General features: G+C 37.0%; 8 protein-coding genes. 6 read left to right on the plus strand and 2 right to left on the minus strand.

The window, feature by feature from the left end; translation table 11 throughout:
- Positions 1-202: 202 nt before the first annotated feature.
- Together PFY10_11475 and PFY10_11480 are read right to left on the minus strand one after the other, a co-directional pair.
- A complete protein-coding gene (locus PFY10_11475; protein WBV54866.1) occupies positions 203-1,711 on the minus strand; it encodes a RagB/SusD family nutrient uptake outer membrane protein in 1,509 nt (502 codons plus the stop codon).
- A 24-nt stretch (positions 1,712-1,735) separates the two neighbouring features.
- The gene (locus tag PFY10_11480; GenBank protein WBV54867.1) at positions 1,736-4,624 is read right to left on the minus strand and encodes a TonB-dependent receptor; all 2,889 of its coding nucleotides are present in this window, start codon (positions 4,622-4,624) and stop codon (positions 1,736-1,738) included.
- Positions 4,625-5,041: 417 nt separating this feature from the next.
- Between PFY10_11480 and PFY10_11485 the strand changes: the two genes are divergently transcribed.
- The 6 genes from PFY10_11485 (at position 5,042) to PFY10_11510 (ending at position 15,672) form a co-directional block, all read left to right on the plus strand.
- Positions 5,042-5,830 carry an SDR family oxidoreductase gene (locus tag PFY10_11485; GenBank protein WBV54868.1) on the plus strand — a complete coding sequence of 263 codons (789 nt, stop codon included), beginning with the start codon at positions 5,042-5,044 and terminating at the stop codon, positions 5,828-5,830.
- Positions 5,831-5,955: 125 nt separating this feature from the next.
- On the plus strand, positions 5,956-7,560 hold the full coding sequence (locus tag PFY10_11490) for a hypothetical protein (GenBank protein WBV54869.1): 1,605 nt from the start codon (positions 5,956-5,958) through the stop codon (positions 7,558-7,560).
- 184 nt (positions 7,561-7,744) lie between these two features.
- Entirely contained in the window at positions 7,745-10,885 is a 3,141-nt protein-coding gene (locus PFY10_11495) for a SusC/RagA family TonB-linked outer membrane protein (GenBank protein ID WBV54870.1), read from the plus strand.
- Between the two features lie 21 nt (positions 10,886-10,906).
- Positions 10,907-12,382, plus strand: coding sequence for a SusD/RagB family nutrient-binding outer membrane lipoprotein (locus tag PFY10_11500; GenBank protein ID WBV54871.1), 1,476 nt, complete (start codon positions 10,907-10,909; stop codon positions 12,380-12,382).
- Positions 12,383-12,463: 81 nt separating this feature from the next.
- On the plus strand, positions 12,464-14,812 hold the full coding sequence (locus PFY10_11505) for a phospholipase C, phosphocholine-specific (GenBank protein WBV54872.1): 2,349 nt from the start codon (positions 12,464-12,466) through the stop codon (positions 14,810-14,812).
- A 281-nt stretch (positions 14,813-15,093) separates the two neighbouring features.
- On the plus strand, positions 15,094-15,672 hold the full coding sequence (locus PFY10_11510; GenBank protein WBV54873.1) for a hypothetical protein: 579 nt from the start codon (positions 15,094-15,096) through the stop codon (positions 15,670-15,672).
- Positions 15,673-15,735 lie beyond the last annotated feature (63 nt).

The raw sequence follows: 15,735 nt of genomic DNA on the forward strand, positions 1-15,735 counted from the left end.
TAAAGGGTTTAGAGACTGAAAGCAAAAAGGCAATCTGTTCAATTGTGATTTCTATTTTTGCATTGTTCATCTTTATCAAGATAAAAATTCAATATCCCTTCGTTTCAATCTGAAACCAATGATGACCATAAAAAATAAAAGTTTAAACTATACCACTGCATAGTTTCAGCAATGGTATAGTTTATCATTATTAACTAAAGTTTTACCAGCCTTGGTTTTGTTTGATGATCCCGTGACTGTTCACGATTTCAACCTGTGGCACTGCCCACACATTATGAACCAAAGGATTGAAATTTCTGGCAGCCCATACTACTTGTCCATTAATCCCATGTAAAGGCTGTGCATAAGTACTTTGAGCATCCCCCCAACGCACAAGATCCCGGTGCCTGTCAGCCCATTCACCTGCCAATTCGCAACGTCTTTCGTGCTTCAGATCAGCCAATGTACATCCGTTTTTCGAGGCCAATCCTGCACGGTTACGGATCATATTAATTTCCTGGTCCGCATTCTGTCCCATCATAATTTTTGCTTCTGCTTTGATCAGAATAACTTCAGCATAACGCATAATCGGAACAGCAAGGTCGGTACACGGATAATCTCCATTAGCGCTTACATGCCCACTGTTTAATGCGTACTTAAATGCATCCATATATTTATTAAACTGATATCCTGTAAGGGAATTGATAGAAGCATATGTTCTTACACTTCCGTTAAACGTGAACTGATCTCCCAATTTCAGAATTGTTGCACTTCTTCTTAGATCTCCGGCTTCATATTCATCATATAATTCTTTGGTAGGTTGAAAATATCCCCAACCATTATACAATCCCCATCCTTTATTTTCAAGCATAACGCCAGGAAGAATACTTCCTACCGAATTAAATTTAGGGGTACTCGGTATAGACCATATATATTCCGAGCTATAATTATTTTCAGCTTTGAAAACATCAGCGTAATTATTCAGTAGATTTCTGTTTCCTTTTGTCATTACTTCATTCGCCCAAAATGCAGCATTTTGCCAGTCTTTCATAAATAAATACACTTTCGCCAGAAGTGCCCATGCAGCCACCTTGTGAGGTCTTCCGAAGTCTTTTGCCAGCAGTTCTTCCTGTGCAGGCAATAATTCTGCGGCCCTCTTAAGATCGGTTACAATATAATTGTAGTTCTCCATTACATTGGCCGCTCTCGGTATCGGATTAGGATCGGCTTCTTTATTTCTATCGATAATAGGAACTCCAGCTTTGTCATTTCCATAGTTATATGCCAATTCAAAATACATCCGGCTGCTCATAAATAAAGCCTCTCCCAGATATTTATTTTTTACGGCAGCTGTAGTCTGAATATTATCGATGTTCCGAATGACACGGTTTGCAACACCTATTACATTATATCTTTTATTCCACTGAGTTTCTAGATCACCTGCAGCAATATAATTACTGCTGAAATTCTTTGCATTATCGGCTTCACTTTTTGATCGTCCTGTAACCATATCATCGCTGGCATTAATGAACCAGAATAAACCTCTCCCATAAAACTCACTATCGGACAAAGGCTTATACATAGCATTAGCTCCGGTGATCAGGTCATTCTCTGTTTTCCAAAAACTCGCCTCGGTAGGTGTACCTTCCGGCTGAACATCTAACTCGTTTGTACAGGATGAAAGCACGACTGCAATCCCTGATATCCAAAATATATTTTTTAAAAATTTCATCTTTCTTTTTTTAGTGTTAAAAAATTACAATCCTATTTCCACCCCGAAAATAAATGAGCGAGCCTGAGGATATCTTCCGGTATCCACTCCATAAGTATCCATTCCCACTTCCGGATCAAAGCCTGTGTATTTGGTGATGGTAAACAAATTATTTGTTGTTATATAAATTCTCAGCTTTGTGACATCAAGCTTTCCATACAATTCTTTAGGCAAAGAATAACCGATGGTAAGGTTTTTCAGTCTTAAGTAGGACCCATTTTCTACGTAGAAATCCGATACTTTAGAGTAATTCCCGCTTGGATCTCCCTGAACGAGTCTAGGTATATCGGTATTTGTATTTTGTGGTGTCCATGCGTTAAGAATTTCCCTGTCCATATTGTAGTTCTGTCCTGTTCCTCCCGGATTTAATGAAATAAACTTCAGTCCGTTGAAAATTTTATTCCCGTACACTCCCTGAAAAAATACATTGAGATCAAAATTTTTCCAGGTCATATTATAGGAAAGTCCGTACGAAAACTTGGGATAGGGATTTCCGAGATTTACAAAATCATCATTATTCAGCACTCCTGTATTTCCTTCTTTTTTCAGGAACTTGATGTCTCCCGGCTTAGCATTGGGCTGGATGAGGTTTCCGTTCGCATCCTTATAATTGTTGATCTCTTCCTGTGTTTGGAAAATGCCTCCGGTCTTGTATCCGTAGTAAGAATACAAAGACTCTCCTACCCTTATACGAGTGGGTTTCAATACTCCACGCACTCCATTGCTGTTAATAAAAATCTCATTAACATCGGCCAGCTGCTTCACCGTATTTTTTAGTTGACTAAATGTTGCTCCTATTGAATAGGAAAAGTCTCCTGTACTTCTGCTGTTATAATTAATTCCCAACTCATAGCCTTTATCCTGAAATAAACCAGCATTTACATATTGGTTATTATAGGTAGCGGTACTTGGTAAACTTACATTGAATATCTGATCTTTGGAATTTTTGGTAAAATAATCAAACTGTAAAGAAAGGCTGTTTTTAAGAAAAGAAGCATCAAATCCAAAATTCGTCTGTTCCGATTTTCCCCACTTCAAATTCGGATTGGGTCTGGTAGTAGCATAATATGCAATGTTTTGAGAAGGGTCCTGCCCGAAAATCACATTATTATCCCTGATCATTAAAGGATTAACAGCCTGAGGTGAAATCCCTCCTAGATTTCCCAGTATCCCGTAGCTGCCTCTTAATTTTAAGCTTGAAAGCCAGGAAATGTCTTGTAGAAAATTTTCCCTGGACATTACCCAGGCTCCTGAAAGAGCATAATAATTGGCAAATCGGTTTTGCTTCGCAACTAAGGATGATCCATCCCTTCTTCCCAATACACTGATCACATATTTACCGGCATAGTCATAATTGATCCTGGCAAGATAGGATACCAGGGATTGCTGGTATTTATAACTGGAAACATCTTTATTGGTATCCGCAGCATTCTGAAGGTGTTGAAAAACTTCTACTTCGCTTCGGAAATCATAGGCTTTCGCCAGGAAACCTTCATCAATTGTTTTCTGAAATGTAAAACCACCCAGAAAATCAAAATTATGTTTGTCAAGAGCTATTTTATACGTAAGAAGCTGTTCTGCAAGGGCTGTCGAAGAGTTGTTGGACTGATACTCGAGATTGTTGGTATCGAAAATCTTTCCCACTTCCAAAACTCTGTATGTAAAATTCTTAATAGTCCCTATTTTAAATGTCTGAGAAAAATTCGACCGGAACTTAAGATCTTTAGCTAAAGTGACCTCAGCATAAGGATTGATGAGAATTTCATGGGTAGGATTTCTTATGCTGATTCTTTGCAGATAGGCTACTGGATTGATCATATCTCCGTAACCTCCAGCCACATCAATTGGTAATCCTGAAAAGGCTCCCGTCGGAGTATATACAGGAACATTTGGCGGATAATACATCGCGGCTACCAATGCCCCTGTATATCCACTTTTGGTATCCGCGGTATTTCCATCTGAGTAATTATAATACATATTTTCTCCGATGGTTAACCAATCCTTGATCTTATGCTCAGAATTAACTCTGAAATTATATCGTTTTGCCTGGGTATTCAATAATATTCCTTCCAGATTCCTATGGTTCATCCCAACAAAAAAACGGGATTTTTCACTTCCCCCACTTACATTAAGATTATATTCCTGGATCGTTCCCGTACGAAAAATTTCTTTCATCCAGTCGGTCCTTGTTACTCTTCCATCCGGATATTTATCCGCATTAAATGCCAAAGGTAAACTGCTTAGTTTACCTGCATTCTCAAAGGCCTGACGCATCACATCCTGAAATTCAGCAGCATTTAATGATTCTTTCAACCTCCACGCTTTATTAACACCATACTTCACATCAAAATCTACAGTCAGCAATCCTTTCTTCCCCCTTTTTGTGGTTATAAGAATTACTCCTCCGGAGGATCTTGCTCCGTAAATAGCTGCAGAAGCATCTTTAAGTACAGATATATCCTGAATGTCATTAGGGTTAATAGCCGGAGTTCCGTTAAACACCACACCATCCACCACATAAAGTGGGGTTTCACCGTTGATTCCTCCTAAACCACGGATATTTACCTTCGGGGAGCCGTTTGGATCTCCACCCTCGTTAACAACGGTTACTCCCGGAGCTTTTCCCTGAAGGACCTCACCGATGCCGGATAGTGATCTTGAAGTGAGCTTATCTAATGAAGCTTCGGAAACAGCACCGGATACTTTACTCTTTTTCTGTGTTCCGTATCCTACGACGACGACCTCATCGATTGATTTTTCTTTTAAGCTGTCTTTTTTCTGAGATAGCAACACCGGAGACATACACAGTGCGCCGATTAGTAGTCCGCGGCCTGTTAAATAGGCCACCGAGACAGGAGTTTTCAGTACAGTCATTTCATGCTTTTGATTTCGGATGCAAAATTAGAACAGCATACTCCTTAGGGTTATTAACATTTTTTTATATTTCTATTAAGAAATAGTTTTTCAATCGGTTAAAACCCGCACATAAAACACTACATATCAAATAAATATTGATAAAATAAACATTAATTACGTATTCCCTACATCATTAAGGTTAAGTTTATTTTAAGTTTTATCCCTGTAACAAAAGTGTTTATCAATCTATCTACATATTGGTACTTATCTTTAGTCTGTATTTTCAGGAAGAATAAGTTACAGAGTTCATTATTCTTTTTTTACATTTGCTGAAAATACGAGTCCGGTGCTGTCTGATGAGGAATATAAAAAACTTGTCAATAATCAGTAGCCGGAAAATATGAATAACAACAATTCTAAAAGCAATAAAAAGAAATGACCATTATCATCACCGGAACTTCATCAGGAATTGGTTTCGTTTTAGCAGAATATCTGGGAAAGAAAGGACATCATGTATATGGATTGAGCAGAAAACATACTGAAAGTCAATATTTCAAGTCTATTCCTACCGATATTACAGATAACACAGCAGTGGGCAATGCCATAACTGAAATCTTAAAAACAGAAACAAGAATTGATGTGCTGATCAATAATGCCGGGATGGGAATGGTAGGAGCTGTAGAAGATTCTTCGAAAGAAGATATCCTGAAGCTGTTCAACCTTAACCTGGTAGGCTCTGTTCAGATGATGAGTGCAGTAATGCCTGTAATGCGTAAACACAAATTCGGAAAAATCATTAATATATCGAGTATCGGAAGTGAAATGGGACTGCCATTCAGAGGATTTTACTCGGCTTCGAAATCGGCTTTGGATAAGGTTACTGAGGCAATGCGTTATGAGGTATATCCCTGGAATATCGATGTATGCTCTCTCCATTTAGGAGACATCAAAACCAATATTGCAGAAAACAGGGTAAGAACTAAAGTTTCCGAACCTTATAAAAGTGTCTTCGATAAAGTGTATGCATTGATGAATTCTCATGTCGGTGACGGAACAGAACCATCAGAAGTCGCAGAATATATTGAAAACCTTCTGACAAAAAATAAGTGGAAAACCCATTATTATTTTGGAAAATTCGGCCAGAAAATAGGAGTTCCTTTGAAATGGATTCTTCCACAGGGAACTTATGAAAATTTAATGAAAAAATACAATAAACTGGATTAATTCCGGTTAGTATTGAGTGAGGAAAGGAAAAATAATAAAATCGTTAAATCTATAATTTGCAAAATTGTGATTGAGCGGCAATTTTCACTTCACCGGATTTCTGAATGGTTTAAATAAATGGAGTATTGAAGTTATTTCTGAAAATATTTTTTGTATTGTTTTGCGTTTTTGTTCAGGCGCAAAAAAAAGTCTATTGGCTTACAGATAGCCAAACCAAACAAACAAAAAAAGTAAAAGATTCCGCTTCGGCAGTAAAATTCCTTGACTCTCTGGCTCAGAACAACTATTTTTTCACCCAGCTTAAGGAGGTGAAAGTAAAAGGGGATAGTACGGAGATCATTTATGATAAAGGAAAAAACTTCAATGAAACATATGTCAGTATCTCAGATTCAATTGTAGGTAAACTGAAGATCAAAAAAGATTTTTTTACTAAAAATTTAGATTCAACCAAAAAGAGCATTAATAAAAGGTACGTTGATGACGGGTATTCATTCAGCCGGATCAAGTCCAAATACAAAGGCCAGAAGAACGGCTATCCAATGGTTGAACTTGAAATCAACAAGAATGATAAAAGAACGATCGATGGTTTTGTTGTAAAAGGATATGAAAGAGTTCCTAAGCGATTTATCAAAAACCTTGAAAAAGATTTTAAAGGAAAAACCTATGATGATAAAAATCTGATTGCCATTAATAAAAATTTTCAGAGTCATCCGTTTGTTTCACTGGAACGTCCTCCTCAAACGCTCTTTACAAAAGATTCCACCCAGATCTACTTGTTCATGGAAAAGAAAAAAACCAATACGTTTGATGGGGTTATTGGTTTCGGGAATGATAAAACGGACAAATTCACATTGAACGGAACATTGAATGTGAACTTCAGGAATATGTTCAATGGTTTTGAAACGATCAATTTATATTGGCAGCGAAATCCTGACAAAGGACAAACTTTTGACTTACAAACAGATATTCCGTATCTCTTTAAATCGAATGTCGGCCTCAATATGAAGGTCAATATCTTCCGGCAGGATTCAACATTTGCGAATGTAAAATTACTGCCTGCATTATACTATCACATCAACAACAGGTATAAAGTAGGTCTCAGAGGAACTTTTGAAACATCAAGTATTATCGACACTTTATATGTTCAGGGAAAAGATTACAACAAAAAAGGGATCGGAGTATGGCTTGATATGACAGAGCCTACTGACATCGATCTTTTTCTCTACAAAACAAAAATAAACGCCGGTTACGATTTCCTTACGACAACATATACTAAAGATAATATTAAAGCCAACCAAAATCAGTTCTATTTTTTCGGGGAACATAATTATCACATTTCAGGCAATCACTTCCTCAACATAAAGGCAGAGGGCGCCATGATGGATTCAAAAATAGAATTTTCAGCCAACGAATTGTATCGTTTTGGAGGATGGAATTCCATGCGTGGGTTTAATGAAAAATCCCTTGCCGCTGATTTTTACTATTATGCCGGGTTAGAATACCGCTATCTGATCGGAAGCCAGGCATTTTTTGATTTCTTTGGACAATATGGGCAGCTTAACAACAAATCCTTAAATGTAAAACCCAAGCTATACAGTATTGGGTTAGGATTTAATTTCTTTATTCCGATAGGGCTCATGAGCTTCCAGATTTCAAACGGTAATGAGTTCGGAAATCCATTCAAGTTTAACGACATTAAAATTCACTGGGGGATCTTAAGCAGATTTTAATGAAAAATGCTTTTATTATTTAAAAAAACAACCATTTATAGTAAAGTAAAAAAGTGATATATATGGGCTTTCTGTTTTATAATTACATTAACTTTTCTTGATACAGATCAGCAAATGATATTTTTATCTTAATATATCATTAAGATATAGGTAACAATGCAGCGCTAAATTTGTCCTCAAAAAAATGAAGAAGACTTTAGCTACTTTTGCAATTTTTTTGCTCCCCCTATACCTAACTGCTCAAGAAGTCAACATTTCCGGAAATGTAAAATCCGAAAACGGCAATACAGTCTCCGGTGTTAACATCACCGATAAAAACACTGGGAAAACAGCTATTACAGATGAAAATGGAAATTTCACCATTTCAGCAAATCCAAAAGATATTCTGGAGTTTTTCTCACCTGATTATTCATCCTACACTATAGAAGTTTCTTCGAGAAGACAATATTCCATTGTTCTAAAAAAAGTAAATGAAAAACAAATCGAAGGCGTTGTGATCACTGCCTTAGGGATTGCCAAAAAGAAAGAAAAAATTGGCTATTCCACACAGGAAGTGGGGACAAAACAATTTGAGTCCATCACCACTCCGAGTATCGGAAATTTATTCTCCGGCCAGGTTGCAGGATTGAATGTTTCCAATCCTACGGGAATGCAGCAGGCACCTCAATTTACATTAAGAGGAAATTCCAATCTGGTATTTGTTATAGATGGGGTTATTGTAGAAAAGGAAGTATTTCAGAATCTGGATCCTAACAATATTGACAATATTAACGTATTAAAAGGAGCAACAGCTTCTGCATTATATGGTTCCAGAGGTAGATACGGAGCCGTTCTTATCACTACCAAAAGTGCTAAAAAGAAAGGATTTACAGTAGAGTTTTCTCAAAACACAATGATTACTTCCGGGTTTACCAATCTTCCGAAGACCCAGACTCAATATGGAAACGGCTCTCACGGAAAGTATGAATTCTGGGATGGAGCAGACGGAGGAGTGAATGACGGAGACATGATCTGGGGTCCGAAATTTGTTCCCGGACTAAAAATAGCGCAATGGAACAGTCCGATCAGGGACAAAGTTACAGGGCAGGTCATTCCGTGGTATGGAACCGTTGCAGGAAGTCAGTACAATGATAAATCAAGATATGAAAGGGTTCCTATTGATTGGGAATATCATGATAATTTAAAAACATTTCTAAAGCCAGCTGTCATAAACAACAACAGCTTTTCCGTAAGCTATAAAAATAATAAAGATATTTACAGGCTTTCCGGGAACTTCATGAACTATGACGACAGAATTCCCGAAGCTTATTTACAGCGTTATGGGATCAACTTCTCTTCAGAAAACCACCTGACGGACAAATTAATCTTTGATACCAAATTTAATTTCACCCAGACTTTTACCCCAAACATTCCCAATTACGATTATAACCCAAGTGGCCATATGTACACTATTCTTATCTGGATGGGAGGTGACGTAGACGGAAGGGATTTGAAAAACCACATGTGGGTGCCCGGAAAGGAAGGGACTTTACAAGCCAACTGGAATTACGCATGGTATAATAACCCGTGGTTTGGAGCCAACTATTACAAGAACAGAAACAGGACCAATGTTATTAACGCACAGACAGGTTTAGAGTATAAGGCAACGGAAGATTTCTCAATTAAAGGTAAGATATCTATTGTTGAAAACCACAATAAACAGGAAATATTAAGTCCTTATTCATATTTCAATTACAGTGCTCCACGAAGTGGCGGATACATTCTGAACGACACCAAAACCTGGAACCTCAACTCTGATGTTTTAGCAACTTATAAGAAAAAGATCTCTGAAAATTTCGATTTTGCCATCAATGCCGGGGCATCCACATTCTATTATAAAAATAATGTAGATAATGCCTCAACAGACGGTTTGAAGATTCCTGAACTGTACGAATTATCAAATTCCATCGGAGCTATAAAGTATTATGATTACCTCAAAGAAAAATTGATTTACAGTACATATGCAACTGTAGATATTGGATTGTATAATGCCTTTTTCATCAATGTTTCCGGACGTAATGACTGGTCTTCTACATTACCAAAAGCGAACAGGTCTTATTTTTATCCTTCTGCATCATTAAGCGCTGTGATTTCGAATCTTGTAAAAATGCCTGAAGCCATTAACCTTCTGAAATTATCTGCTTCCTGGGCGAAAGTGGCTTACGATTTCCAGCCCTACTCGATCAGAAACTATTATATGAATAACAATGGAATTACTTTTAATGGTAATCCAACCAATTATTATCCTACAACTTTAAATTATGAAAACTCACTAAAGCCTGAACAGACTAAATCTTATGAACTAGGCCTTAGTGCCGGATTATTTAAAAATAGAATAACACTGGATGCAACATATTTCAGAACTTTGGATTACAATAATATCCTACAATTTCCGAGTGCTGAATCTTCAGGTTTCAAATCTCAATATGTAAATGGTAATGAATATACTACAAAAGGAGTTGAAATCTCTTTAGGGCTGATACCTGTAAAGACAAAAGATTTTATGTGGAAATCTTTGATCAACTGGAGTAAGTATGAACAAAAACTAACATCTATTTATGACAACATGCCTAACTATAACAACATTAAGCTAGGTGAAAGAATGGATTCTTACTATGACTATACATGGCAAAAGTCTCCGGATGGAAAAGTAATCCTGAATGCAGAAACAGGAATGCCAACTAAAGCAACCACTCCTACGAATTTAGGACATTTCAATCCGGATTGGACGTTCGGCTTTAATAACACATTCAAATACAAAAAACTGAGTTTAAATATCGGTATTGACGGAAGTATAGGCGGAGTAATGAGATCTCAGGTGGTTGAGAAAATGTGGTGGGGAGGAAAACATCCGAATTCTGTAGCTTACAGAGACCAGGAATATGCAAATCCGGGAACTTATTATTTTATTCCTGACGGTGTAAATTATAATGCAGCTACCGGCACTTATACTCCGCACACAAAACCTATCAGTTTTCAGGACTGGGCACAAAACTATCCGTATCAGGCAAGGGTGACACAGGATGAAAGTGAAGAATTCGCCAATGTCTTTGACAGGACCTTTATAAAGCTTAGATCTGTGGTTCTGGAATACGACTTCTCTTATTTGCTTAATCCAAAAGGATTTGTAAAAAACTTCACGGTAAATATATCCGGATATAATCTTGCAATGTGGAAAAAATCCAAAAATCTATACTCTGACCCTGATTTCCAGATAAAAACAGGAAATGATATCCAGGATCCATCGAGCAGATGGTTTGGAGTTGGATTTAACCTTAAATTTTAATTAAATAACATTTCAGTCAAAATGAAAAATATTATAAAATCATTAATTGTTATAGGAGCATTCGCCCTTACATCATGCGAAAGCAACCTTGATAAAATCAATGAAAATCCAAATGATCAGGCTACTATTGATCCTAAATCTCTTTTAACTTACGTTTCACAGTCTGCTTTCCAGGTAAATGGTGATAATATGTATGCTTCAAGGATGATGATCGGAATAGACGGAGAAAATGTTTATCAATACATGAAATGGAACGACTCATCTTTTGAGGTCTATTCCAATGGTCTTCTTAATACGGTTAAAATGATGCAGGAGGCTGAGAGAATCAATAATAAAAATTATATCGCGATCGGTAAATTTTTCAGGGCTTATTATTTTTTCAACTTAAGTTTAAAGTCCGGAAGCATCCCTTATTCTGAAGCAGTAAAAGGAGAGTCTGGAATTACCCAGCCTAAATATGATAGTCAGGAAGCCGTAATGTCCGGAATATTAACAGAATTAAAAGAGGCCAATGACCTTATTAACAGCAACGATAAGATAGAAGGTGATATTATTTATCAGGGAGATGCAACGAAGTGGAAAAAACTGATTAACTCTTTTCGTCTTAAGATTTTAATTACCCTTTCTAAAAAAACTACTGTAGGGAATTATAATATTGCCACAGAATTTGCCTCTATTGCAGGAAGCCAGCCTTTGATGTCTTCTATTACGGATAATGGAGAGCTTAAATTTGCAGATGCCGCTGACAGCAGATACACAATGTTTAATAACAGTGGTTACGGTTCAAGTTTGTATATGGCCGATTATTTTATTAATTTCTTTAAAAACAGACAGGATCCAAGACTATTCACATTTGCTGCCCAAACTACCGCAGCAAAAGAGGCAGGAAAACCTATTACTGATTTTACAGGATATAATGGAGGAAATCCTGTTTCCCCCTATTCTGATAATGCTGCATTAGTGGCTGCAAAAAATATCTCCAAAATCAATGATCGGTTTTATAAAGATCCGACGAATGAACCTTCTTCGGTATTGAGTTATTCCGAGCTGGAATTTATTCTGGCAGAGGCCACTGCAAGAGGCTGGATTTCAGGATCTGCAAAAACACATTATGACAATGGGATTAAAGCAAGTTTCAGTTTTTATCAGACATATGTAAAAAATCCAAATCTTTATTTTTCAGGATTTAATGTGAATAATTATTTAGCTACTCCTTTAGTGGCATATGATAATTCCGCATCGTTATCCAGCCAACTGGAAAGAATTATGACCCAGAAGTACATGACGATGTTCCACCAGTCACAATGGACATCTTATTATGATTATCTGAGAACCGGCTATCCCAATTATCCTTTACAAACTGGGGTCGCTGCACCTTTACGATTCCGATATCCTCAAAGTGAGTATAACTACAACAGTGTAAACCTGAAAGCCGCATTAGCAGCTCAATATGGAGGAACAGATAATATCAATTCCAAACCTTGGTGGTTACAATAAAACTCTAACATTTTTAATTTACTTGAAAGAAATCGCGGGAAATACTTTTATCTTGCGGTTTCTTTCTTATTTTATTTCAGCATGAACAGAAAAGAATTTTTACAGAAATCAGGTTTGTTACTGGCAGGTTTAGGAACTTCAAGTGTTTTGCACCCTTCCATTTTAAAAGCGCTCACAATAGAACCCGCTGCCTTGTCTACATTTTATGACGCCGAACATGTGGTTATTCTGATGCAGGAAAACCGCTCATTTGATCACGCCTTTGGATCATTGAAAGGGGTAAGAGGATTCCTTGATAAAAAAGCATTTGTAAAACAAGACGGACATTCTGTTTTTTTCCAGAAAGGAAATGACGGAAAGTACGCTGCTCCGGCACGTTTAGACTTAAGAAATACGAAATCCACATGGATGAGCTCATTACCTCACTCCTGGTCCGACCAGCAGAAAGCTTTTAACAAAGGAAAATATGATCAATGGTTACAGTTTAAGGCTTCTGGAAATAAAGATTACAAGAATATACCCCTGACATTGGGGTATTATAATCGTGAGGATCTTCCCTTCTATTACCAGCTTGCAGATGCATTTACCGTATTCGATCAATATTTCTGCTCATCGCTTACCGGCACAACGCCGAACAGGCTTTTTCATTGGTCAGGTACTTTAAGAGAGCAACAAAACGGCAAAGTAAAAGCAAATGTTTATAATGAAAATATTGATTATGACAGTAACCGACAGGCAAGATGGAAAAGCTTCCCTGAAATACTGGAAGAACAAAATGTTTCATGGAAAATATATCAGAATGAAATCAGTCTTCCAAAAGGAATGTCCGGAGAACAGGAAGCCTGGCTGAGCAATTTTACAGACAATCCCATTGAATGGTTTTCGGCATTCAACGTAAAATTCTCTAAAGGATATTATAAGCATATTCCCCATATGATCAGCTACCTGCAGAAGGAAATCGAGAAGAATCCTAATCAGAAAGAAAGGTTGGAGAGACTTATAGCTGAACTGAAGGAAGATCAGGTAAAGTATCATCCTGATAACTATGCAAAATTATCCCAAATGGAAAAAAACCTTCATGAAAAAGCATTTACCAATAATTCAGGAGACCCTGATTTCTGGAATCTGGAAACAGGAAATGATGAACATGGAGAAAAACTAGTAGTTCCTAAAGGAGATGTATTATTTCAGTTCCGTAAGGACGTTGAAGAGAAAAAGCTTCCTTTGGTTTCATGGCTGGTTGCTCCGGAACACTTTTCGGACCATCCGGGATCACCTTGGTATGGGGCATGGTATATTTCTGAAGTTCTAAATATCTTGACGAAGGATCCTGAAACCTGGAAAAAAACCATTTTTATAATCAATTATGATGAAAATGACGGATATTTTGATCATGTTTTACCCTTTTCTCCGCCACTAAATCCAAGTCAGCCGGTAGACATGAATGGAAAAGAAGGAGTAGAATATGTTAATAAAGATCAGGAATATATGCTGTCATCTCAATTGAGAGATTATGAACGTATTGAAGGAACAGTTGGACTTGGTTACAGGGTTCCGATGATCATTGCTTCCCCATGGACAAAAGGGGGTTTTGTAAATTCTGAGGTTTCCGATCATACTTCTGTATTACAGTTTCTTGAGAAATTCATCAGGAAAAAATTCAGTAAAGATGTCACCATAGACAATATCAGTGACTGGAGACGAGCCATTTGTGGAGATTTGACTTCTGCTTTTAATGATTCAAATGTGACGGTCCCAAAAATGGATTATCTGAATCAAAAAGAATATACCAAAACCATTAATGCAGCCAAGAATAAGCCTGTTCCTGATCTGAAATGGCATTCTGAACATGAGCTATCTCATGCATTACTGGAAATTCAGGAGAGAGGGATAAAGCCATCCAATGCACTCCCTTACAATTACCATGTTAATCTCGCAGATAACAGTATTAAAATGGAGAACCTGAAGGAGGCAGGAGTTCCATTATTAATCTACGACAGAACAAAGCTAGATGATCATGGTAATTATTATTTTTCCTATGCTTTATACTCAAAACAAACATTGTCACACGCTGTTTATCTGGATAATTATGATTATGAAGTTTTTGGACCCAATGGTTTCTTCAGGAAATTTAAAGGTGTGCAGAAACCGGAAGTAGAGATACAAATGCTTAATGATACGAAAAATAATGAAACTCAATTGATATTTAAAAAGAAGAAAAATGGAAATATCATGATGGATATAGAAGACCTGTATGAAAAGACCCGTAAAAAAATTGCGCTTAGTAAAGATGAAGAAAAAATAACCCTTAATCTGAAAAAGAACAAAGGCTGGTATGACGTAAAAATAAGTTCATCCGGTCACATGTGGCACTTTTCAGGAAGAGTAGAGACAGGAAAAGTTTCTATTTCTGATCCACATTGGGCATAATTTCAATTGAAATTTCAAAAAAATATACAAAAGTCTTACAGCATTGTGAGACTTTTTTTCTTTTTCATTTTCTCAAATATTGAATTATTTTTTAATCGGATATAAAAAAATTAGGCATTATTATTAATAACAACAATCAAATAGTTCTCTATTTTGTGATAAAAATTCATTATGTTTCGCATTAGAAATGAGGAGGTAAGGAGTCATAAAAAAGATAAAATCTTTTATACTTTCTCTTTATTTTATTAACTTCACTTGAAAATTAATAATAACTAACTACCATGAAAAAATTCACACTTCCATTATCATTATCTTTAGTTGCGTTGGCCATTTCAGCCCATGTAAACGCACAAGATACCAACACCGACAATCACACCATTACGATTTCCGTTCCGGAAGTTGCGCTTGTTGATATTGAACCTGCGGCTACCAAAAATATTACTTTAGGATTTACAGCTCCTACAGAAGCTGGACAACCTATTGTTGCAAGCCCTGCCAATACAACACTTTGGCTTAACTACTCTTCAATAAAATCAGTTGCAGATCCATCCCGTAATGTTACCGTTCGATTAAATGCTTTAGTTCCCGGGATAGACATTCAAGTTACCGCAGCAGCGGCAACAGGTGCTGGTGCGGGAACATTAGGAACGCCATCAGCTCTGATTACATTAAGTGCAGCAGACCAGACAATTATCTCTGGGATCGGAAGTGCTTATACCGGAAATGGAGCTAATAACGGCCATAATCTTACGTATGCCCTTGCAGCAGGAAGTGGACCTGGCGGAGTTGCAGCTTACGCTGATCTACAAGCTACAGCGACAACTGTTGCTACTGTGACTTATACTATTTCGGACAATTAATATCTGAAAAATACATATTTGAATAAGAAGAAATCGCTTTGTCAGTTTCTTCTTGTTCATCTA

Source organism: Chryseobacterium daecheongense (assembly GCA_027920525.1).
Lineage (GTDB): Bacteria > Bacteroidota > Bacteroidia > Flavobacteriales > Weeksellaceae > Chryseobacterium > Chryseobacterium proteolyticum.